The 22,850-nt window shown below is 33.5% G+C and carries 17 protein-coding genes; 11 read left to right on the top strand and 6 right to left on the bottom strand.

Annotation, left to right across the window (positions count from 1 at the left end; genetic code table 11):
• The first annotated feature begins 26 nt into the window (after window positions 1-26).
• The 6 genes from AAGD63_RS00295 (at window position 27) to AAGD63_RS00270 (ending at window position 9,219) form a co-directional block, all read left to right on the top strand.
• A complete protein-coding gene (locus AAGD63_RS00295) occupies window positions 27-1,454 on the top strand; it encodes a HAMP domain-containing sensor histidine kinase (protein WP_341813416.1) in 1,428 nt (475 codons plus the stop codon).
• A 176-nt stretch (window positions 1,455-1,630) separates the two neighbouring features.
• Window positions 1,631-2,368, top strand: a complete 738-nt coding sequence (locus tag AAGD63_RS00290) for a hypothetical protein (protein WP_264330689.1) — start codon at window positions 1,631-1,633, stop codon at window positions 2,366-2,368.
• Window positions 2,369-2,432: 64 nt separating this feature from the next.
• Entirely contained in the window at window positions 2,433-3,443 is a 1,011-nt protein-coding gene (gene tsaD, locus AAGD63_RS00285; RefSeq protein WP_341813415.1) for a tRNA (adenosine(37)-N6)-threonylcarbamoyltransferase complex transferase subunit TsaD, read from the top strand.
• Between the two features lie 118 nt (window positions 3,444-3,561).
• Window positions 3,562-5,976, top strand: a complete 2,415-nt coding sequence (locus AAGD63_RS00280; protein ID WP_341813414.1) for an ankyrin repeat domain-containing protein — start codon at window positions 3,562-3,564, stop codon at window positions 5,974-5,976.
• On the top strand, window positions 5,942-7,189 hold the full coding sequence (locus AAGD63_RS00275; protein WP_341813413.1) for a hypothetical protein: 1,248 nt from the start codon (window positions 5,942-5,944) through the stop codon (window positions 7,187-7,189). Before AAGD63_RS00280 ends, AAGD63_RS00275 begins: the two co-directional genes overlap by 35 nt.
• 284 nt (window positions 7,190-7,473) lie before the next feature.
• Complete coding sequence (locus AAGD63_RS00270) at window positions 7,474-9,219, top strand: type I secretion system permease/ATPase (RefSeq protein WP_341813412.1); 1,746 nt, start codon at window positions 7,474-7,476, stop codon at window positions 9,217-9,219.
• Window positions 9,220-9,318: 99 nt separating this feature from the next.
• Here the strand turns inward: AAGD63_RS00270 and AAGD63_RS00265 are convergent, their stop codons facing one another.
• From AAGD63_RS00265 to AAGD63_RS00255, 3 genes are all read right to left on the bottom strand, one after another.
• A complete protein-coding gene (locus tag AAGD63_RS00265; protein WP_341813411.1) occupies window positions 9,319-10,080 on the bottom strand; it encodes a hypothetical protein in 762 nt (253 codons plus the stop codon).
• Between the two features lie 57 nt (window positions 10,081-10,137).
• Window positions 10,138-11,400 (bottom strand): pyruvate dehydrogenase complex dihydrolipoamide acetyltransferase, encoded by a 1,263-nt coding sequence (locus AAGD63_RS00260; protein WP_341813410.1) that lies wholly within the window; start codon window positions 11,398-11,400, stop codon window positions 10,138-10,140.
• A gap of 284 nt (window positions 11,401-11,684) precedes the next feature.
• Complete coding sequence (locus tag AAGD63_RS00255; RefSeq protein ID WP_264330624.1) at window positions 11,685-12,179, bottom strand: hypothetical protein; 495 nt, start codon at window positions 12,177-12,179, stop codon at window positions 11,685-11,687.
• 236 nt (window positions 12,180-12,415) lie between these two features.
• Here AAGD63_RS00255 and AAGD63_RS00250 point away from each other — a divergent pair, with 236 nt between their 5' ends.
• A complete protein-coding gene (locus AAGD63_RS00250) occupies window positions 12,416-13,417 on the top strand; it encodes a hypothetical protein (RefSeq protein ID WP_341813409.1) in 1,002 nt (333 codons plus the stop codon).
• A 123-nt stretch (window positions 13,418-13,540) separates the two neighbouring features.
• Here the strand turns inward: AAGD63_RS00250 and ftsH are convergent, their stop codons facing one another.
• From ftsH to AAGD63_RS00235, 3 genes are all read right to left on the bottom strand, one after another.
• Window positions 13,541-15,370 carry an ATP-dependent zinc metalloprotease FtsH gene (ftsH, locus tag AAGD63_RS00245; RefSeq protein ID WP_341813408.1) on the bottom strand — a complete coding sequence of 610 codons (1,830 nt, stop codon included), beginning with the start codon at window positions 15,368-15,370 and terminating at the stop codon, window positions 13,541-13,543.
• Between the two features lie 12 nt (window positions 15,371-15,382).
• Window positions 15,383-16,678 carry a tRNA lysidine(34) synthetase TilS gene (tilS, locus tag AAGD63_RS00240; RefSeq protein ID WP_341813407.1) on the bottom strand — a complete coding sequence of 432 codons (1,296 nt, stop codon included), beginning with the start codon at window positions 16,676-16,678 and terminating at the stop codon, window positions 15,383-15,385.
• A 139-nt stretch (window positions 16,679-16,817) separates the two neighbouring features.
• Window positions 16,818-17,297: an OmpA family protein gene (locus AAGD63_RS00235; RefSeq protein ID WP_341813406.1), complete on the bottom strand. Its 480-nt coding sequence runs from the start codon at window positions 17,295-17,297 to the stop codon at window positions 16,818-16,820.
• Between the two features lie 273 nt (window positions 17,298-17,570).
• Here AAGD63_RS00235 and AAGD63_RS00230 point away from each other — a divergent pair, with 273 nt between their 5' ends.
• From AAGD63_RS00230 to AAGD63_RS00215, 4 genes are all read left to right on the top strand, one after another.
• The gene (locus AAGD63_RS00230) at window positions 17,571-18,989 is read left to right on the top strand and encodes a carboxypeptidase (RefSeq protein ID WP_341813405.1); all 1,419 of its coding nucleotides are present in this window, start codon (window positions 17,571-17,573) and stop codon (window positions 18,987-18,989) included.
• Between the two features lie 20 nt (window positions 18,990-19,009).
• A complete protein-coding gene (locus tag AAGD63_RS00225) occupies window positions 19,010-20,077 on the top strand; it encodes a rod shape-determining protein (RefSeq protein WP_341813404.1) in 1,068 nt (355 codons plus the stop codon).
• Between the two features lie 220 nt (window positions 20,078-20,297).
• Window positions 20,298-21,410, top strand: a complete 1,113-nt coding sequence (gene mnmA / locus AAGD63_RS00220) for a tRNA 2-thiouridine(34) synthase MnmA (protein ID WP_341813811.1) — start codon at window positions 20,298-20,300, stop codon at window positions 21,408-21,410.
• Window positions 21,411-21,522: 112 nt separating this feature from the next.
• Window positions 21,523-22,830 (top strand): hypothetical protein, encoded by a 1,308-nt coding sequence (locus AAGD63_RS00215; RefSeq protein WP_341813403.1) that lies wholly within the window; start codon window positions 21,523-21,525, stop codon window positions 22,828-22,830.
• Window positions 22,831-22,850 lie beyond the last annotated feature (20 nt).

The following is a 22,850-nucleotide window of genomic DNA, read 5'->3' as shown; positions in this document are numbered from 1 at the left end:
AGACGTTATTTCACAATGAGAAGAATATGTATAAATTAAGTAAATTAATGTTTACTACACTAAAAACAAATAGATATACAAAAATTATCTCGCTATTCTTATTAATTTTTGTGGTTTTATTGGGCACAATATACTGCAATTATTCATTAAAGAATAATTTTCTTTCTTTTTACCGTAATTCAAATGCAAACTTAAAAGATCTATTGGAAAATAGTATAATAAAAAAATATCATTATTTACTAATAGAAAAACATCATATTAAATATAACAGTTTTGATTACATAAACCAGTTGGTAAAATTGCGTGCTGAATTGTTACAATCAGTAAGCAAAGTAAGAAATTTTAGCTTAATACTGTATGATCAAAATGCCAGAATAATTTTCAGTAATTTTAATACTCAAGGTCATGACTATGAGCAGTTGCTTACAAATGATGAAATTGATAAATTGCTAAGCAATCAAGAAATATTTTACGCTACAGGAAATACATTAACTTCTACTTTCCCTATATTTCATGAAGATGACATTAAGCCTTCATTTTTTTTGAAGATCATTCAAAGCTATAATGACTCTTATATTATGGTATATAGTCTATTTTCAATATTAATAGGCTTATTACTGGTTATCTTAATACTAATAATGCTTTATTTGCACCTTTCCAACACCCAAATGCTAGCCAAGCAGCATAAAACTAATATTGAATTACAAAGGGTTAAAGAGGCATTAGAGCAAGAAAATGCAAATAAGATAAAATTTTTTGCAAGTGTTACACATGAGTTGCGTACACCTCTTAATGCTATTATTGGATTTGCAAAGTTGATCAAAAATGAAACTTTAGGTTCGGTAGATCACTCTAAATACAAGGAATACGTAGACGATATATATAATGCTGGTACACATTTACTTGCTTTGATTAATGATGTGCTCGATTTTTCTAAAGCTGAATCAAGTAGTTTAACAGTAGAGAAAGTAAAGTTTAATCTGAATAAGATAATAGATTCGTGCTTAAAAATGTTATCACCTAAACTAAAAGAAACAGGAATTAGTTTAAAGAAAGAGATATCTGATAAACAATTATTAGTTATCGCCGATCCCAAAAGAATGAAGCAAGTTATAATAAATTTGTTATCAAATGCAATCAAGTTCTCTCCTCAAGGTGGTTTAATAAGAATGGTTGTTAAAGAGAATATAGAAAAAAATTTATTAACTATTGAGTTTCATGATAATGGAATAGGGATAATGCAGCAGGAAATATATAAAGTTATGTCCGTTTTTGGCCAAGCAGATTCGGGATATAGAAACGAAGGCACAGGTATCGGATTACCTCTAAGCAAGAAATTAGTAGAGTTAATGGGTGGGACTTTCAACATTCAAAGTGAAGCAAAACTTGGTACTACGATAACATTGAGCTTCTTTTATGAAGAGCAAACATGTGAAAAGTTGATTGATTTTTAGTAAAATATATTTGATATTGCACTTTTATATCTAGTACATTCCTAAGTCATACTGACGTGATACCTCTTGGCTAATAATAAGTAGCGGAATGTAAGTAAATTAAACTTTTTTAGCTATACTTCCTGAAAACACTTTATAATTCTTGAGCATAAAGAAAATTCCTTTAATAATGAAGCATGCTAATCAGAAACTTAATAAAACAAGCAACTCAAGTAGGAAATAGTGAAAACGTAATACAATATGTCAAATATCTCTATCAATTTGAGAAGTTTAGAAATACATTAAACCTCACTTTGTCACTAATAAAGCAAAATAGACTCTCGTTTGAAATATATCAAGAAGGATTAGTGGATATGGAAGAGGGAGTGTGTAAGACAATTCGTTCTTCTGGTTTAAATAAGTATGTTATTGTGCTAAGAAGGTCAAATCCTTACATCATAGTACATGAACTTTCACATATGATTGAAAATGAACTGAACTTAAGCTTAGAGCAAGAATTTCTCTATAAAGTTTATCAGGATATTGAACAGAACTTAAAGCAGTCAAATATTCTGGTACAAAAAATTATTGGTCAAATTATATTTGAAGAGATACAAGCTTATCAAACTCCAAAATCACGTGCGTCTGAATTATTCGCACGCTATTTTGAGCTGTTTGCTTGGGCTCAGGAAGTTTATCCTAAAGATAAAGAATATCTAATTCGCACTCAAGATTTAAACAGAGTATTTCTTGCTACTAACCAATGGAAAAAGAGCTACCTGGATCTACAAATAATGGAGAGAATAGATAAAGAAGTAAAGGAATATAGCGATAAAACTGCTTTTAAAGATATAAACAAAGTACAAAGCAGTTGGACTAATAAATTTTCTCCTGGAAGCAAAAAAATTGGTTCTATATTTGAAGATGATAATTAGCTCAGCAGAATATAGTTAACTTCTACAGCATTTCAAGGTATAGTTTTTTATAATCAAAGTATTTATGAAGACTATTTTAGCTATTGAAACAAGCTGCGATGAAACTGCAGTTGCGATTGTAAATAGCAACAAGCAAGTTCTTGCTCACGAAATTCTTTCTCAGGCAGAGCATAAAAAGTGCGGTGGAGTGATTCCTGAAATAGCATCACGTGCTCATATGAAGCATTTAAGTGGTTTAATAAAAAGTGCTATGGAAAGATATAACCTTAATTTTTGTGATTTGGATGCAATTGCAGCAACATCAGGACCAGGACTCATAGGTGGATTAATAATTGGTACAATGATGGCTAAAGCAATTGCACACGTAACACAAAAACCATTTATTGCAGTTAATCACTTAGAAGCACATGCGTTAGTTGTTAGGCTACTATATGAGGTTGAATTTCCGTTTTTAGTCCTGCTGATATCAGGTGGTCACTGCCAATTTTTAATTGCACAGGATGTAGGTAAATACATCAAACTTGGAGAAACGCTTGATGACTCATTAGGAGAAGCATTTGACAAAGTCGCTAAAACGCTGGGTCTAAGCTATCCGGGAGGTCCATTAATTGAAGAGTTAGCTAAAAAAGGTGATGGTATGAGATTTAAGCTGCCAAGAGCAATGATAAAACGTTCTGGATGTGACTTTTCATTTTCTGGAATTAAAACAGCGGTAAAAAACTTAGCACGAGAATTTGTAATGAGTGAACAGGATGTGTGTGATATGTGTGCTTCGTTTCAAGAGTGTATTAGCGACATATTACTCGATAGAGTCAGAAATGCTATTGGTATCGCTGTATCTTTAAATATTAAAATCAATGATTTTGTAATTACTGGTGGAGTTGCAGCAAATAATTTCCTGAAAGAGAGATTAAAAAAGCACATAGACTTGAACGTGCTTTCTCCTCCAAGCAATTTATGTACAGACAATGCAGTGATGGTTGGATGGATAGGAATTGAAAGGTTACAGAGAAGCTATGTAGACTCTCTTGACTTTGCACCAAGGCCAAAGTGGGAATTAGAAAAATATTACTAGCACAAAAAATTATCTACTATATAATGCGGCCGCTGGTGAATTTTTGTAGGCTTAAAAATTACAGTGGTATCTACTAAAGCCTTATTCACTACCGGCATTATTATTTATGAGGTACAGTATGTTCAAAAATAAATTTGACACAGTTATTAGTGTTTTCAAAGCTAAATCTAGTACAAGCGCAAAGACACTCAGTTCAGGTTTATTTGTTGCGGGAAACGTTGTTATGGCCAGAGCAATTAGTGAGATAGACCTCTCTTCATTACAAGGCAATTCAGAAGATAAAGTCAATAAGCAAGACCTAATAATCATATATGATTATATTAATAAAGTAACTCAAGAAGAAAACTATAATATATGTACTAATAATCTTGATTGTATAAAAAGCAGGATTTTAGCAGAAAATATAAGTGATTCATTAGCTGAAAAATTTCGTCAAGATGGATGGAATATAATAAGTAATGATGGTTCTTCGCTATTAACAGTGGCTATTGAAAGAATTAGGAAAGAACAAAAGAAAAATAGGAATTATGATATTCATGTTGAAATAGCTGTATCTCTAATTCTTAGTATGGGCAGAGAATTGATTATAAAATTGGAGAATTTTGCAGATAGTAATGATAAAACACTTCTACATTATTTAGCTGAGTCGGGTAAAGAAGATATTTTATGTTTTGTGATAGAAAATTCTAATTTTGACATTAAAGAAGCAGTAAGGAATAAAGATAGAGATGGTAAAACACCACTACACTATGCGGCTAAATCTGGCAATAAAGAATGCTTGAAAATTCTCATAGAAAATGAAGCAGATTTTAGTTGCACTACCAATAATAAAACCGAGTTACACTATGCTGCCAGAAGCGGAAGTCCTAACCTCCTAGAATATTTAAAAGAAATATTGACAGCAAAAGGAATTTTTGATAGGGAGAAAATTAAAACAGATAAATATGGAAATAACGCATTACACTATGCTGTGCAATCTGGAAATGCTGAGTGCATAAAATTCTTCATTGATAATCAAGTACAATTTTTAAAAAATAAATATAATGAGAATCCTTTTCATAAGATTGTAGGTAACTCAGAAACTCAAGAAAATACCATAAATTTTCTTATAGAGCATCTAAAATTTTTAGGTAGACTAAAAAGTGAAATTAATCAAGAAAATGTAGATGGTAACACCCCATTGCATATAGCTGCAAAACATGGAAATAACCAGCTAATGAAATTGTTTACTCAATCAGGTGCAAAAATTGTTCAGAATAAACAAGGTAACACCCCCTTACATATTGCTATTATACATGGTAATTCATATTGTATAGACCTATTTTATGAAAATATAGGAAATAGCATACTTCAATCCAAAGGTGATTATGGAAGAGATCTTGTACATTTAGCTGCAATGTACGGGAAGTATGATTGTCTAACATCTTTACTCAAGAAATTTCCTGATTACGATTTAAGCACAGAAACACACAAAGGAAATATGGCCCTACACTTAGCTCTATCGAGTAATACAGAAACAGAACTAAGAAAAAAATGTGTGAGTCTATTAATAGACAGAAGCATGCAAGTAAATAAGAGTAATAATGAAGGAAACACCCCTTTACATTTTGCTGCCCAACTTGATTTATCGTTTTTAAGCATGATAGAAAAAAAGTTGGAAGAGAAGAAATTTGACGTTTATCAAGAGGTTTTGCGTGAGAATAGCAACGGTGACACCGTCTTTCATATGGCAGCACGTGTTGGTAATAAATCATGCCTTGAGCACCTTTTTAAAAAAGAGAGAGTGGGAGAAATATTAAGTAAGAAAAATAAGGATGGACAAACTTTACTACACTTATCTATTCTCAGTGGAAGAGTAGAATGCGTTAAGTATTTGGTAAAAAAAAGCCCAAAGGGTATTTTTTTAGAACAAAATACACAAAAAAAGTTGTTATTTGCAGCTATTTTGAGCGGCAACAAGGAATGTCTTGAATTTGTGTCAAAAGAACTTGTAGGTAAAAAGGTGGCTGCTAGCATCAAAGTGTTATATGATGAAAATGACAATACACCGTTACACATGGCTGCTCTTGCCAACGACATAGAATTCTCTCAGTATGTTATTGAAAGTATTGCTAAGTCAACTATTAGGAACACAGTACCACTTTTTAACAGGAACAGTCAAGGGCTTATACCTCTACATTTAGCTGCCATGAGCCTTAATGCTGAGTTAATAGAATATTTTATGACAGATAATCATTACCCCTATAATAAGAAAATGTTAAATGTTGTATCTAAATCTGGAAGAACAGCATTACACTATCTTGTAATGAGTGATAATGATTTTGAAAAAACTATAAATGAGGATTTTAAGCAAGGTCAATTTTTGAAAAAGTTGGTTTTAGAAAAGCGTAAACAAAATGAGCACTTAAGGGAAAAAGCTATTAAAGCCTTATTCTACCTAACAATCAGCACCGGAGAGAAAACTTTAAATGAAAAGATAAATTTTGATATAAAGGATAATGCAAAAAAAAACAGCTTTAGATTATGCTTTTAAACATGGTGACACAAATATCTTGAGGTTATTTTTAGATTTCTTTTATGAAATAAGGGAAAACAAAAAAAGGAAATATGATAAACTTAATATGGAAGATCAAGAAAGAAGCAAAAAGCTTCTAGACTACTATAATCTGGCCATGTCAATATCAAGTGTGATTATTTCTGTTTGCATTAAGTATAATAATGCAGAATCTGAAAAGGAAGAAATTTCTACCTGGATTTCCATTGCATTTTCTTCGATATCATTTTTACTTATCTTATACAACTTAGTGATTGGCCTTCAAAAAGAACCTGTTAAACGTAAGATAGAAAACTATACTGAAAAAATGAACAGAATTGAAGAGGCTACAGGAAAGTTAGCTAAGACAAAAGTAGGGGATCATGATTTGGAGGAATACAACTCAATATTGGAACTATTAATAAAGAATGCAGAAGATATTTCACGATTGGAAAATGAACTTTACAAGTTTACGCATGAAACTAGATTAGAGAGTAAAGACAAACTCAATATTTCTCCTCAGAAAATGAGTAGGGGTGGTAGTGCACTACTATGTTCGAATAAGTCTTTAGAAGGTAGAAAAAGTTCACCTGTTTTGAATGATTTAACAGCAAAACTTAGTCTGTGTTCAAGACGCAACAGTAGAGTACAAAATACAATGGACAAGTTAGATAATCCATCATGTGTAATTACTATAAATGAGAATTCAAAAATTAAACCAAAAGCTCCGAAAAACAAATTCAAGAATGTTGCAACTAAGCTAAAAATAGGCAATATCTTTAGTAAGAAAAAAGAAGATCTTATCGCTTCATCAAGCTTATCAGAAGGTGCTAATCACGAGAATATTACAAAAATGAATGAAGAAAACTGTGGGTTGATAAAACGATTTGGTGATACCAATGGGTATTCAATATTTTCGACTCCTTTTAATCCAAGCAGTTCAACCTCAAGAGAAGAGTGTGGTAACAATCATAGTGCAGCGCGTCATGTGAGTTATGGTAGTGCAAATAATCCTGTGAGTGATAAGGAAGTTAGTAAATCTCTATCTCTAATACTTTCTAACTTTGAGGAGGGGATTACTGTTGACTGTTTTAAATTCGAAAGATATAGACCAAGGGTATATTCAAGTCCATCTTGTGTGAGAAAAAGAGCAATTACAGCTAGATCATTGGAATATGTAATACTTCCTGATCATATAGAAAGAGGAAAATAGATGCAGATTGTAGTCACTGACTCTGATAGCATCAACTTTCAGAGGAGTGATAGTAAGAACTGTCATTGAGTAGTGGATAAGAAAAACGTAGAACAATTGGCAAGGCTATCGTATAAGGTTATAGTAGAGAAGAAATTAGATAGCCTTGCTAAATTTCCATGAAAAAGTTTATATTCGCATATCATTAATATTTTATTACATTAATGATATGGTAAGGCAATAACTGTTAATACTTTTGAAATAAAAACTATATATGGTACATATAATTAAATAAAAGGAAGATTGTGAAAATCACTCCGTCAATAAAAAAGGAATTAAAGCAAAGTATACTATATACTTGTCTAGAGAAGTGCAAGAGTGCATTTTGGTTCATTTTCTGGTTTAGCTCAGGGATTAATGCGTTAATGTTATTTTTGCCACTTTATACCTCTCAGGTACTTGATCGAGTGATATCGAGCGAGAGTGTGTCAACACTAGTTATGCTGACGATTATTACTTTATCTGCGTTTGCATGTTCTGCAATGCTTGAAACTTGTCGATATTTAGCTATGGCTAAAATTGGTGATTGGATTGATAAAACTGCAACACCAGATCTAATAGTAAGGTCAATCAGGTTAACATCAGTACAAAGCTCAACTTCAAGTGGTGAAGCAATACGAGATCTTGGAGTAATAAAAAATTTCATTACAGGAAATGGTATATTTTCACTGTTCGATACTCCATGGTCGCTAATTTACCTTGTTGTGATCTTTATGATACATACCTCTACAGGGTTTATAGCTATTGCCGGGATCATTATATTAGTTTCAATGGCAGTATGGAATGAATTTGCCACTAAGCGTATATTGCAAGAAACCAATGAAGAAACTATACGCAATATTAATGCTATAGATGTTGCAACAAGAAACGCAGAGGTGGTTGAAGCTATGGGCATGTCAGAATTTATAGTTTCTGATTGGTGTAAACGGAATGATCAAAATCGTGCAATGCAAATTACAGCGCAGAATCGTTCTAATGTGATTACTGGAATTACTAAGTTTCTACGCTCAACTCTGCAAATATCAGTAATTGGAACAGGCGCATTACTTGCAATTACAGCTCACAAAACTGCCGGTAGTATCATTGCTGCCTCGATTTTGATGGGTAGAGTATTGGCTCCATTTGATGCAGCAGTTCATACTTGGAAATTTTTAAATCAAGCCAGAATGTCATATGAGAGGCTACAAAGACTTATACTAACATCCCCAAAAAGAGAGCAAACTATGGCTCTACCAGAGCCTGAAGGGAAGTTGGAATTTGATAGGGTATTTTTTACTCCTTATGGGAGCAATAAGCCAACAGTAAAAGGAATCTCATTTGTAATAGAACCAGGGAATGTTGTTGGTGTTATTGGTGCAAGTGCTTCTGGTAAGTCGACCATTGCAAAACTAACCGTTGGTGTTTGGAAACCCATATCAGGTGTAGTCAGACTAGATGGCGCTGATGTATATACTTGGAATCGAGAGAACTTTGGTAATTATGTTGGTTACTTACCTCAAGATATTGAGTTATTTAACACGAGCGTTAAAGCTAATATTACCCGCATGAGACCAGATCCAAATCCTGAAGAAATAATCAAAGCAGCAAAAATTGCAGGAATACATGAATTAATACTGAGCTTACCAAATGGGTATGATACAACAATAGGAGGACCTGGAGGAGTAATACTCTCTGGTGGCCAAAAACAGCTTCTTGGACTTGCAAGGGCTTTCTATGGTAATACTAAGCTTTTAGTGCTTGATGAACCGAATGCTAACTTAGACAGTAATGGAGAGGCGCGCTTGATTAATGCAATCAATGTTGCAAGAGAGCAAAATACTACCACTGTTATCATCACTCATAAGCTACAGCTACTATCTGTAGTCAATACAGTGATCGTCATGTCAGATGGGGTTATTTATGCTATGGGACCAAAAGATGAGATTTTGAGTAGATTAGTTGCTCCATCACCAGATGCCACAGAAGATAAACGTTATTCAGCAAGTGGTTAAGAAAGAGAGAAGTTGTCACACTTCTCTTTCTCTTATAGAGTACTATATGCACAGTTTATAAAATCTTAAGCAATTGTTATTCGAAAAATCCAATAATGATTAGCCACGGAACCTATTTGCTAATTCTCTCACATTAACCTTAGACATTTCTGATGTAGGCTCTTGTGTATATGAGACATCAGATTTAACGCCTTTTTTGTCATGACCTTTAGTAATAGAACATACTACAGTATCAGCCTTTACATGCTTAACACTTGGATCTGATTGAAACCCATGCTTTCTTTCCATTTGTGCTTCAAGCTTACTGCTATCATGTGTAACCCTACACCTTTCTATATTACGGTCACGTTTGTCAGGAGCTACATATCCATCTATATCACTACATAAGAACGGGCGCACTTTGAACCTGTCTGAACTAACACCATTTTCAACACTTGCAGAATTATGAGCTTTTCTATTATTGCGCATTTTATCTACAGCTTCCTTTATTTTTTCTTTTGATGGTTTTGGCAGCAGTGCTGGCTTATATGCACATGCTGGTAGTTCTGGAAATGAGTCTTCCTGAGACAGCAAATGACTTTGGTTTCTCTTACTATCTGATTCTTCAATATTCTTTATTGATGTCTTGAAAGAGTTTTCGTTTTTCTTTTTTAGATCTAACTCATTTAATCCGCTTCCAACATTATTTTTTCTTGTCGTAGTGTGAATAACACCTGGAAGTTTCACTTCATACTTAAATTTTTTATCAATGGTATCCATTGACTCATTAGACGAGGAATCTATTTGAAACCTATCGTTTGAAAATTTTGATTTTGCAGCATCAAAAAATATACTACGTTTTTCTATCTTTTTATCAGTCATATTTTACCTCTAAACCTATCAATTAATAAAAGTATAAATTAAGAGGTATTAATTTTATTATAATAATAAAGGCTCAAGAAGCATCACCGTAGGGTTTTCTATATAGTACTTAAAGGCATTTAAAAATTTTGCTCCGAGTGCTCCATCAACTGCTCTGTGGTCAACAGAGAGAGTAACTGTCATTATCTCTGCTATCTCTATTTTTTCACCTATGACAATCGGCTGTTTTTTAGATTCACCAACAGCCATAATGCAAGATTGCGGTGGATTGATTATAGCGCTGAAAGTTTTTATACCAAACATGCCTAAGTTGGAGATAGTAAATCCTCCTCCTTGAAATTCTTCAGGCTTTAGTTTTCCAGATCTTGCCCTACTTACTAAATCTTTCACTTCTTTTGATATAGATAAAACACTTTTTTCATCAGCATTTTTTACTATAGGAGTAATCAGTCCATCCTCAAGCGCCACAGCAATTGAGATATCTATATTTGAGTATCTTACTATTTTAGTATCTATCCACGATGAGTTTATATCAGGAAATTTTTTCATGCTGAAAGCCACAGCTTTTATAATTAAGTCATTAATTGTTACTTTATTGTTTTCATTTGCTGAATTAACCTCATTTTTGAGCGATATTAGCTTATCAACGTGGCAGTCTACAGTTAAATAAAAGTGTGGAATATTTTGCTTAGATTCAACTAGGCGCTGCGCTATCACTTGGCGCATATTGCTTACTTCAAATGTTGTATTTTCCTCAAATCTCTCATAGCTTTTAGTTTGATCTAAAAATTCTAATACATCAGCTTTGATGATACGACCATATGGACCTGTACCTTTCAATCGCTTTATATCAACACCTTCATTTTGAGCTATTTTTTTAGCTAAGGGGCTTACTTTTATTCTATTTTCTGTTGCTCTATCCTCTTTTTTAGATCCCAGTGTCACACACTGGGATGACATTGAAGAGCTAGATGAAATCGAAGAGTTGGATGATACTGAAAAATCGGCTTCAACCTCCTTCTCAACCTTGGTATTGACGGCAGAAGCTAAATCAAGTGCGCTTTTATCTTCCCCTTCCTCTAACATTAGAGCTATCAGTTGATTTACAGGTACGCCACTTGTTCCTTCCGACACTAAAATTTTTGCTAAAACTCCTTCATCGACAGATTCAAACTCCATTATGGCTTTATCAGTCTCAATTTCAGCGATTACATCACCTATTTCAACTTTATCTTGTTCTTTTTTACACCACTTTACAATTTTTCCTCCAGTTTTACTCATTGTTGGGGAAAGAGCAGGCATCAATATTTCTATAGGCATTTATTCTGCATTAAAAGATCTATTTAATTTTTAATTTACTCTTTACCCTATGTCAATCTAATCGTAAATTATGATACTTATATCATCCTAGTACGTGATGCTGGAATCTTGGTTGACTACTGTTATCCTACTATTTCTATTGCTTAGTCCTAGACAGAGTACAAATAGTAAGATCATCATGAAAATAGACGAACCTATTATAATGGAAATAGAAAAATGTAGTGCTTACTATCCTCTCACAAACATATAGCTTGGGTACAGAAAAATTTATATGAGGGAGCTGGTTAAATTGATAAAAGATCAGAATTAACAGTATTTTCCGAATCTTCTGTAGCAGGCTCTTCATGTGAAGCAGAGGATACACTAACTTCTTTATCCTCTGTCCTCTGTATAGAACTACCATAAAAACTCCTTAACATCTCTTCAGCAGATGAATTTAAAATCTGTATAATAGACTTTTCACTTTGTTCTTTCATCGATTGATCCATTTTAGAAATCAACTCGGAAAATTCACTACCTTCTTTTCTAGCTTCACTTTCTATCTTATTTTTTATGCTTTCTATATTACTTTGGTTAATTTCTTCTTTCGTTATGTTAAATGAATTAGCAATACCTTGATACTTAATCTCACAATCGCCACAACCAATTATACACAGAGCGACAGATCTAGATATTTCACTTGCAGCCCAATTGTGTATAGTGTAAGCCAAGTAATTGTCATGGTATTTTATATCAAGCTGTTCCTCTATAAACTCAGAAATTTTCTTTTTTAAAGACATAAAGTACCTCCTTCTTACATTACTGTACCTTCTGATTAAAGTACAACAGCTGCTCCTAAATAGCAATCCATATATGGTTTACTTTAATAAATTATTAAAGTAAGAAGCTTTTACATCCTAAAACATAACTTAGATAGGCCAATGTAAAAAAATTTTTAAACGAGAATTATTGTATATATATTACTTATTTGGTAAAATTATTTTGGCAAAATAGCATATAAAAGTTGAGGCTAATTATGAATATTAAAAAACGAAAGGATTTACAACAGGAGTTATTAGGAATTGTTTTCAATATACTGGTAGAAAGTGAAGATAGTACCATAGAAACTATGGAGCTAAGAGCAGTAGAGATAATTAAAAAAATAAAAGAACACATTAATGATGATATAGAACATGGTACAGGATTTGATAGTCAAAAAATGCCAATTTTAGACTGGATCGTTGCTTGTGATTCTCAGAATCATGTTAGACTAAACAACAAGTCGCTATTAAAATTTGAAAAGAAAATTAAGGATGTTGGAGGAAGATCAAAGGGAAATTCAAGAGGTTATGTTGGAGGTGAAAGAGAAACATTTCTGAATTTCCACTTCTTTGAAAACGTGAATGAAAGAAGGGCAAGGAACTATGAGAGATTAGATCATGTTCTAAATCAACCTCGGAGAGTTCTCCTTAGCAACAGGGATGAAAATATAGTAAGGCAAAGAACGCAAGAGATACTAAATAACATCAGAGATCTTGATAGAGCAGCTGACAGAGAACTATTCTCTGGAAACAGGAGTGAAAATATAAGAAGACCAGGAGAACAAATGCAGCCAAGTGAAGTATCACTAAATCTCTCCGAAAATAGGGATGAATATACAATAATGAGAGGAAGAAGAAGAGCGGGAAGGCGAATGCGGCCAAATTTTGTTAGACGTGAAAGAGAAGTACCACTTAGTTCAAAAATAGGACAATTAATTGTTGTAGTTTCGTCCATAATTGTAGGTGCTTTCATTGGTACAATGGTTGGTATGGTCATTGCTGGTTTATGTATTGAGCTTTGTGTAATCACCACTGCAGAACCGATTCTTCTCATCATGGGTGCTACTGCTGTTATAGGAGCTATTGTAGCAGGAACTGCTCCTGTATTAAAGCTAATAGAGATGTTTAAAGGTCAAGAACCTAATCTTTCTCCTAGTAGCGGTCTGGAAAGCTCTAATACTGAACATACTTATTTAAATAGGCAAAGAGTTATTTAGAAAAAAATTGGAAAAATGTTCAAGGAAGTTCATTGGTAAAATACAGAGGTTTAATTATAGCTTTGTATTTTAGGTTCTGGTTAAAGATTTTTATTTTAGCAGTTAAATCAAAGTCAGATCTAATTAGAGAGAGGATCTTCTTATCTCTTCTTTACCTTCATTTTCATTTCTAACAATTGTTTTTCCACTTAATATGTTTCTTATTTCATCTCCTGTTAAAGTTTCAAACTCCAGTAGATTTTCAGCAATGAGCTCTAAGTCTTTCCTACGCTTGGTTAAAATGTCTTTTGCTTTTTCATAGCAAGAAAATACAACTTTCTTTATTTCCTCATCTATAAGTCTTAACGTATCTTCAGAAATCGTCTCAGAATCATGTGTGATTTGTTTACGATTGTGATATATTGGCCCTATTTTGTCACTCATTCCCCATTTTGTCACCATAGCACGTGATAAATCTGATGCTAGTTTTATATCTGAGGATGCGCCGCTTGTGACTTTATCATATCCAAAAATTAGCTCTTCTGCCACACGTCCACCCATTGCAACAGTTATATCTGCTAGCATCTTTTCTCTTGTGAGGGACACTCTATCTGTTTCTGGTAGTCTCATAACTAAACCGAGTGCTCTACCACGTGGAATAATTGTTGCTTTGTGTATAGGATCAGAAGCAGGCATATTAACTGCAACTACTGCATGACCAGCTTCATGGTAAGCAGTAAGCTTTTTTTCTTCTTCTGTAATGACTAAGGACCTTCTTTCCATACCCATCATCACTTTATCACGTGCATACTCAAAATCATCCATGGTAACAATTTTCTTATTTCTTCTTGCAGCAATAAGCGCAGATTCATTCACTAAATTTGCTAGATCAGCTCCTGAAAAACCTGGCGTTCCCCTAGCAACTGTTTTTACGTTTACATCTGGTGCTATCGATATTTTCTTTATATGCGTATTTAATATTCTTTCACGCCCATTTATATCAGGTAAAGAAATAGTAATCTGTCGGTCAAAACGACCAGGTCTAAGTAGTGCTGGATCTAGGACGTCTGGACGGTTAGTTGCAGCAACTATTATCACACCTTCATTAGACTCGAAACCATCCATCTCAACCAGTAACTGGTTTAATGTTTGTTCCCTTTCGTCGTTACCGCCACCAAGACCAATGCCGCGATGCCTACCTACTGCATCTATTTCGTCTATGAAAATTATACAAGGAGCATTTTTCTTGCCTTGATCAAACATATCCCGGACACGGCTTGCACCAACACCGACAAACATTTCAACGAAATCAGATCCAGAAATACTAAAAAACGGTACATTAGCTTCACCTGCAATTGCACGAGCAAGTAGAGTTTTACCAGTTCCAGGGGAACCAATTAAAAGACATCCTTTTGGTATCTTCCCACCTAACACTTGAAATTTTTGCCTTTGTTTAAGAAAATCAACAATTTCAACCAACTCTTCTTTTGCTTCATCAATCCCAGCAACATCATCAAATGTCACTTTTTTTCCAGTAGTCATAAGCCTAGCTTTTGATTTGCCAAAGCTTATAGTTCTATTACCTCCTGCTTGCGTTTGTTTAAAAAGGAAAAGTAATAAACCGATAAAGATAAGCGTCGGAACCCATTGAATAAGTAATCCACCAATTATACCTATTGCAGAGTCTCCAATTGAAAAGGAGAACTTCACTTTCCTATCATGCAAACTTTTTATTAAGTCACTATATATAACACCACTTGAGTTAAAGGCTGACCCATCCCTAAACTTCCCTTCGATGCTTTGGTTTCTTATTGTAATATTTTCTATATCATTATCTTCTAATCTAGTTAAAAATTCTGAAAAAGGTATGGTTGTTTTACTCTTACCTATACTTCCGCTAAATTGAATACAAGTAACTGAAATAAGAACAATAATCACTAACCAGATCAATAAGCCTTCTAAAAATTTTTTCATTTACATTTCTAATTAAATACTAATCAAGCTTACCAAATTTTGCTTTATCGTGCTATTAATAATGCATTGAACCTTATCGTCATTGGTATTTTTTCCGTTATAATTTATATCAGGATAAGCAAGCACCTTTCCATCTTCTTGTACTGTAGGCAAAGAGTAGAAAACTTCAGGGCAGCAGTTGTAATCCTTCAGAAATTCAGGAATTTTTTGCGTTTTTTTTAGCGGAGCAATAGTTACTGAATACTTCTGATTGCTAAGTATTGTACAGCTAAATCTATTGTCCCATTCAATAGGGACATTTAATGTTAGGTGTACAGTAATTTCCTGTATCTTTGATGATTCTCTCATTATCAAGATTCTCCCTCCATATTTTCTTATTTTGCACCCAGAGAGTGTACAGTTAATATCACTATCTTTTTGCGATATTTTGTTAAATATTGCGATAAGGCTACGGTACCTTGGCTTATAGTGCTTGTTGACAATTGCCATTATAGAGTAAAGAAGAAGCCTCAAGGCTACTTCCTCTGGCAATTGATAAAATTCACTTAGTTTAATTTCAATATAACCAAGATCATGAACATTAACGCAGTCATTAAGTGCAAGGCGTGTGTAGTGCATCAACGCTTTTGCAGCTCTTTTCATATGAAGTGCTGTAAGGCATATTCGCTCTGTTAGAACATCTTGATTATCACTTGCTTTAAGTAAGTTACGGTATAAAGTTCGTCTGTATTTTAAGTCATAATTGCTTCTATCTTCGATCCATCTTAATTGGTGAAGTTTAGCATACTTTTCTATTTCACTACGACTAAAATTTAACAACGGCCTAAATACATAAATACCATCTAAGAAATACTTGTAGTCCATTGATGATAATCCATCTACTCCACTACCCCGCTCTAATCTCAACAAGAACGTTTCTGCTTGATCATTTTTGTGGTGAGCAACAAATAAATATTTAACATTATTATTTTTACACCATTTTGTTAATAAGTTATACCGTGCTTTTCGTGCCTGCAACTGAATATTGCCTTTAATATTTTTCTTCTCCCAATTTAATATAAACGATTCCTTTGCCCCAAGTTCTTTTGCATAGCTTACAGCAAAATCAGCTTCTTTTTGAGATTCTAAACGTAACCCGTGATTTACTGTTAATGCTGTAGGAAGTGAAGGTTTATTTTTTTTTGCCCAATTAATCATTAAGTGCAATAAAACTACACTGTCTACACCACCTGATACTGCAATCGCAACTTGATTATCATGAAAAGCAAACTTATTAACTATATTTTGAAATGACAGCTCCAATCCCATTATGTTTCTTGACGGTTAGGTAGTTTATATCTCTCTACATTATATCGCTAAGGAACTTCAATACAAGCAAACTAACAATCTGTGCAAAGGATTTGTACACTGTATCATCCCAGTGCTGAGCACTGGGATGCGAAGGAGATTAACTTTTGATCCCAGAGAATGAAAATTCTACTCTACGATTTTTAGCATGCTCTCTCTCATACTTGGAATTTCTAAAATCATCTTTTACATTAACCAAAGGCTCAGTTTCACCTTTAGAAGCAGTTTTTATTCTATTTTCTAGATAAGGTGTACAGCTGACCATAAATTTTTTAGCTGCATCTGCTCTTCTAGCTCCTAGTGCAAGATTATACTCGTGAGAACCACGATTGTCAGTATGACCAGTTAAAGTAACCTTTGCGTCAGGATTATTTTGTAACACTTCCATCACGTCAAGTAATGCATCTGCACTCACTTCACTGATACTAGATTCATCATAACCAAAAAAAACTCTTTTATCACCTATCTGCTTAACAACAGCATTCATTTTATTTGTCGTATTTACTCCTTTTTTAGGGCAAGAACTTATACCAGTAAGCAGTAAACAAAAACAACACATTATAATCAGTCTACTCCACATCACTAAACCTCCATAAATTTAAATATAGTACGTAATTTTAATTTTAGTACTAATAATCCCTCTATACTAGAATAGAGTCAAGGGAAATAAAATACTAAATGTTTTCTTTACAATCTTATAATTAATTTTCTGATAAGATGCTCAATTCTTAGCAATGAAGTACAATAAAAGAATAAAAATACAATTTTTTATTGTACTTTAAGCAAATATACTTTTAACTTTATTATTAATCTATTACGCTATTAAGCGGATGTTTCAAAGCAATGAATAAAAATGAGATCTTATAAGTTTTTAGAGGAAGTATTACATAAGGTAAGGAATATCGAAAACATACTAAAACTACTAAGCAAAAGCCAACTGGATATAGAGGATAAGATCGAGCAAATGTGTCTTCTAGAGGAAATCAGACATGAAATTATCTCTCATGATGCAATAAAGGAATCATTAGCGAATGCTCTTAGGAATAAAAAGAGTGCGAATATTCAGCAGCTAAAGTTAATAGAGGGGATACACAAAAGCAGCAGTGCTATTCCTGTTGATTTAGTAAAATCTTTGTCCAAAGCTAAGATTGAATGCCAAAACTTATGGAGGCTAACTAATTCTGAAATTAGTAACTTAGAAAAGCTGAAAGAATGCTTTACTAACCTAATTAAGCTTACTCGTGAAGCAGCTTCTATAAAATCGCAGCAATTAAAGCGCTCAAACTATGAGTCATTGCTTGCTGACTATGACTCTAATATCACAGAAAAGAACATAAAGGAAATATTTCCTAAGCTAGGTAAATTTTTTAGTGAAAATGTAGAGAAAGTAACTCAAAAGCAGAAGAAGGATAAGGTTACTAATATACAAAAAGTTACGGTTCAGAGACAGATTGAACTTGGTTCCTTATTCTTACAGCAAATGAGTGTTACACCAAATGAGATTTCCATTTCTTATTACGATTCTATCGATTATGATGAATCTGACCTTTGTTATGGTTTATTTTTACTTTTACGGCATACTGGTTATGCAATTCATCAAAAATGTTTAGCGCAAAATTCTATAAAGAGCTCAATTACAAAACATATTATGTATGAAACTCAAGGGTTATTCATGGAAAAGATCATTGGAACATCCAGAGAATTTATTGAGTTCATTCAACCACACATAAAGGAGAAACTTTCTACAAAAAACAAAATTAATAGTAGTGTTGAAAATTTGTATTTGATTTTCAATAAAGTAAATCTTTCATCTTTTTTGAAAAATGCGGATGAATTTAGTTTATTGGCTCACATTATGCTAAGAACTAAATTAGAACAAGATCTAATAAATGGTACGTTAGAAGTTAAAGATCTACACGATAAATGGTTGGAAGGTATGAAGCATTACAAGATTTCAGTAAAAGCTAAAAATGAGCTAGACACTTATTTTCAAGATGAGTATTGGATAAGTGGTGTTATAGGCTACTTTCCTATTAAAGTCATAGCGTTAATCGCTGCTGTGCAGTTTTTTTCTTTCATTAAGAAAAATCATTACGAATTTTTAGATTCTATAGTAAAAGGAGATTTCAGTTTACTTATCGATTGGTTCTCTAAAAATGTATATAGTGCAAATTATGGCTTTTTGGAACAGCTAAAAAAGGTAACAGGTAGGGATTTAGATATTGAGTGCTACACTAGTTACTTATCTGAAAAGTATAATTTGTCTCAATAAATGGTTTTCTTGAGTTGTGTATGAGTTTTGTTCAGAATTTAATCAGAAATTTTTTTACTTTCAAAGGTTTATTTGCTAGCGATATTGCTATAGATCTTGGTACTGCAAATACTTTAGTTTATCAGAAAAGTCAGGGGATAGTGCTTGATGAACCCTCAGTTGTAGCAAGAGTAAAAGAAAAAGGAAGTTACGTTCCTTATGCTTTTGGCAAAAAAGCTAAGATGATGCTCGGAAAAACACCTGGAGAAATAGAAGCGATAAGGCCCTTGAAAGACGGAGTTATTGCTGATTTTAAAAGTGCGGAAGAAATGCTAAAATATTTCATACGCAGTGCAAACACAAAATTCACTGTTAATAAACCTAATATTATCATATGCGTTCCATCTGGATCCACGCCAGTTGAAAGGCGTGCTATACAAGATGCAGCAGAAAGTGCTGGTGCAAATGAAGTATTCTTAATTGAAGAACCAATGGCTGCAGCAATTGGGGCTGGACTTCCAGTTACCGAACCTGAAGGTTCTATGATTGTTGACATAGGAGGTGGTACAACTGAAGTTGCAATTATTTCTTTAGGTGGGATTGTTTATTCACGTTCTGCCAGAGTAGGTGGTGATATTATGGATGAGGCAATAAAGTCATACATTCGTGAAAATCATAAGTTATTGATTGGCGAAACAACTGCTGAAAAAATTAAGAAAAACGTCGGTTCAGCCAGTCTGCCAGTTGAAAACAACAAAGAGGGAATGATAATTAAAGGCAGGGATTTAGTGAGTGGTATGCCAAAAGAAATGCTTTTATCAGAATATCAAGTTGCAGAGAGCCTAATAGAGCCTGTACATCAGATAATTTCTGCTATTAGAACTGCACTGGAGAGTACTCCACCCGAACTTTCTTCTGATATAGTTGATAGAGGAATAATTTTATCTGGTGGAGGTGGGTTATTGCGCAACTTGAGTAAAGTTATTAGTGAAACAACAAAATTACCAGTTCGTGTTGCAGATGATCCACTTTGTTGTGTTGCCCTGGGTAGCGGAAAAGTACTTGAAAACATGGACTATTTTGGCCATGTTTTATTCAAGCAAGATTAAATTGTTTTTGAAGATCGAATTGTTTTGATGGAATTATGTAATATAAATCAGATCCCAGTGTCACGCACCAAGTAATTTAAAGGCAACTTCCAGCAGGAAGGGGTGTCATCCCAGCGCTTGACACTGGAACTTGACTACAAATAAGTACGCTGTTTCGATGAAATTGTGTAATAGAAACTGGATTCCAGTGCTTGACACCAGGTTTGTGTTTATAAATTATATGCTAAAAGAATTTGAAATTGAACCTTTATTAAAAGATAAAGCTCCGCATCAAACTAAAGCTATTGTTGCAATGTCCGGGGGAGTTGATAGCTCCTTTGCTGCAGCACTGCTGTATAACCTTGGGTACGAAGTGATAGGTGTGACTCTTCAGCTCTATGGCAGTGATGGTAATGCTAATGCGAGAAAGGGTGCATGCTGCGCTGGACAGGATATTTATGATGCCAAATACGTGGCTGAAAGTGTTGGCTTTCCCCACTATATTTTAAACTACGAGGAAATATTCAAAAAGGAAGTAATAGAGGATTTTGCAAATACCTATATGCGTGGAGAAACTCCCATACCGTGCGTAAGGTGTAACCAAACAGTAAAATTTCGCGATCTATTGCAAGTTACAAAAAATCTTGGTGCGGATGTGCTCGTAACAGGACATTACGTAAGAAGATTAGAAGAAAATGGTGAGGTAAAATTGTGTAGAAGCATCGATAAAAGTAAAGATCAAAGTTATTTTTTGTTTGCAACTACTGAGGAGCAGTTAAAGCTTTTGCGATTTCCATTAGGTGGATTCTATAAAAGTGATATAAGAAAATTAGCAAAGTATTTTGGCTTACAAATTTCTGAAAAGCCGGATAGTCAAGATATATGCTTTGTTTCCGAAAGCTATAGTAAAACAATAGCTAAATTAGCTCCACAATCTGTACAGAAAGGTAAAATAGTAGATATTCATGGAAAAGTGCTAGGTGAGCACAGCGGCATAGTAAATTTTACAGTGGGACAGAGAAGAGGCCTCTGCATCGCACACAATGAGCCTCTTTACGTGATAAAAATTAATACAGAAAATAATGAAGTTGTAGTAGGCCCGATCAATGCTCTAATGCAAAAAAAGATATTGGTCAAAGAGTTAAATTGGTTAGAACAACCAAAAGAAGGCATGGAAGTAACTGTGAAGCTTAGGTCATCACATGCAGGAAGCTTAGCGACAATATATTCAACTGACGAAAAGAACAAAGCCTGTGTAATCTTAAACGACGATTACTTTGGCATCAGTCCAGGTCAAGCCTGTGTAGCATATAAGGGCGAACAAGTTATAGGTGGAGGTTGGATATGCTCCTAACTTGGTGGTTTAATTTTTTAATGCAGAATGTAAACATACAATAAAATTTATTGCTGTTTTATCCTATATTCTTTATACTATAAAGGTAATTATTATATTGTGGACTAGAGGGATGGTTAAAGAAGTTGAAGAGTTAATAAAAATTGTTGGTAAGGGCAATTTACTAGAGGCCGCATTTATTTGTTTGGGCAGTTTTCAACATGCTGACTTACATCATTGCATGGATTGCAGAAATCATATAGGTCTATCCGAATTCATTAATAAAAAAGAACAAGAGCCATTAGATAAATATTTTAACTTAAAATTTAGTCTACAAGGATTGTTTTTAATTTATGTTCAAGCTTATAGAGTTCTTGCAGAAAATGCTCAGTTCAATACTCAAGAAGTAATTGATAAAATATATGCTGCAGTTGAAAATAAAAAAATACCTACTCTTTGTGACACTTCGAAGAAACTGCTAAGGGAAATTGTAGATCAAGTAGGATTGACAGAAGATCAAAAAAAACTAAAGCTTTTTAATATTCTAGCAAATCCGAAAGGTGAAGCTCTATTTAACAATAATGATGACTTTGAGAAACAAGTACTCAATAATGTTAAAAAGTTACTCAAAATAAGCTATTCAAATGAATTTGATAAAGAGTTTAGCTTATGTAAAGAGGTAATAAATCATTATTATTCCATACATAATATAAAAGTGGATAAAGACATAGCATTACTATTTTCTAGTTATGGTATATTTTCTACATGTACTGAAAATCGAGATATTTTACCACTTAATCAATATATTAATGAGAAAGCTAAAGCAATCAATACACCACTGTATTACGATTACATTCAGAAGTTACTACAAGTATTACAAGAAATTGAGTTACCGCATAGAAATGGATTCACCAAGTATACACTTAATTATAGAGATATAAGTGCATTGGAGGAGACATTTACAGCTCAAAGAGAGCAACACAGTCAAGATTTCCTATATCCTAAAAATATCAAACGTACTCTAGAGCAACTGTTAAAAAACCAAAACAGCGATGAATTTGAACAGTTAGTAACAAGCCCTGAGAATATATACTACTCAGTGCAACAAGAAGAGAATGAATGTAGGCCAAATTTCATCCTCAGCAAGCAAAATCACAAAAATACATTCTGTAAACTTATTTTAGGTATGTTTGTATTGTCTGTTGGGTTATATGTTGCTGATTATTTCCTTATGGAGCAAAAATTATTTAATCCAATAAAAGGTGTCCTACCACAGGATAATTTTGCTAATCTAGTAATTGCTGCAATGCTTACTATCGTAATAGTATATGCCTTATCTCAATTATTGAAACCACCACAGGAACCACCACTTTCAACAGTCGATGATGTGCGGAAGAAAAAATTAGAACCGCTCCATGCAAATAAGCTCAGAACTACATAAATGTGGCAACTTAAAAGCAC

Origin of the sequence: Wolbachia endosymbiont (group B) of Germaria angustata (genome assembly GCF_964026725.1) — a bacterium.
Classification (GTDB): domain Bacteria; phylum Pseudomonadota; class Alphaproteobacteria; order Rickettsiales; family Anaplasmataceae; genus Wolbachia; species Wolbachia pipientis_C.
Note: the sequence above shows the minus strand (reverse complement) of the source record. Positions and strands in the feature narration are given on the sequence as shown.

Excerpts from the sequence above, each read along its gene's own strand:
- AAGD63_RS00295 (WP_341813416.1), top strand. The coding sequence starts at position 27 with ATGTATAAATTAAGTAAATTAATGTTTACTACACTAAAAACAAATAGA.
- AAGD63_RS00280 (WP_341813414.1), top strand. The coding sequence starts at position 3,562 with ATGTTCAAAAATAAATTTGACACAGTTATTAGTGTTTTCAAAGCTAAA.
- AAGD63_RS00275 (WP_341813413.1), top strand. The coding sequence starts at position 5,942 with ATGCAAAAAAAAACAGCTTTAGATTATGCTTTTAAACATGGTGACACA.
- AAGD63_RS00235 (WP_341813406.1), bottom strand. The coding sequence starts at position 17,297 with ATGTGGAGTAGACTGATTATAATGTGTTGTTTTTGTTTACTGCTTACT.
- AAGD63_RS00265 (WP_341813411.1), bottom strand. The coding sequence starts at position 10,080 with ATGACTGATAAAAAGATAGAAAAACGTAGTATATTTTTTGATGCTGCA.
- mnmA (WP_341813811.1), top strand. The coding sequence starts at position 20,298 with ATGCTAAAAGAATTTGAAATTGAACCTTTATTAAAAGATAAAGCTCCG.
- tsaD (WP_341813415.1), top strand. The coding sequence starts at position 2,433 with ATGAAGACTATTTTAGCTATTGAAACAAGCTGCGATGAAACTGCAGTT.
- ftsH (WP_341813408.1), bottom strand. The coding sequence starts at position 15,370 with ATGAAAAAATTTTTAGAAGGCTTATTGATCTGGTTAGTGATTATTGTT.
- AAGD63_RS00290 (WP_264330689.1), top strand. The coding sequence starts at position 1,631 with ATGCTAATCAGAAACTTAATAAAACAAGCAACTCAAGTAGGAAATAGT.
- AAGD63_RS00230 (WP_341813405.1), top strand. The coding sequence starts at position 17,571 with ATGAGATCTTATAAGTTTTTAGAGGAAGTATTACATAAGGTAAGGAAT.
- AAGD63_RS00215 (WP_341813403.1), top strand. The coding sequence starts at position 21,523 with ATGGTTAAAGAAGTTGAAGAGTTAATAAAAATTGTTGGTAAGGGCAAT.
- AAGD63_RS00225 (WP_341813404.1), top strand. The coding sequence starts at position 19,010 with ATGAGTTTTGTTCAGAATTTAATCAGAAATTTTTTTACTTTCAAAGGT.
- AAGD63_RS00260 (WP_341813410.1), bottom strand. The coding sequence starts at position 11,400 with ATGCCTATAGAAATATTGATGCCTGCTCTTTCCCCAACAATGAGTAAA.
- tilS (WP_341813407.1), bottom strand. The coding sequence starts at position 16,678 with ATGGGATTGGAGCTGTCATTTCAAAATATAGTTAATAAGTTTGCTTTT.
- AAGD63_RS00255 (WP_264330624.1), bottom strand. The coding sequence starts at position 12,179 with ATGTCTTTAAAAAAGAAAATTTCTGAGTTTATAGAGGAACAGCTTGAT.
- AAGD63_RS00250 (WP_341813409.1), top strand. The coding sequence starts at position 12,416 with ATGAATATTAAAAAACGAAAGGATTTACAACAGGAGTTATTAGGAATT.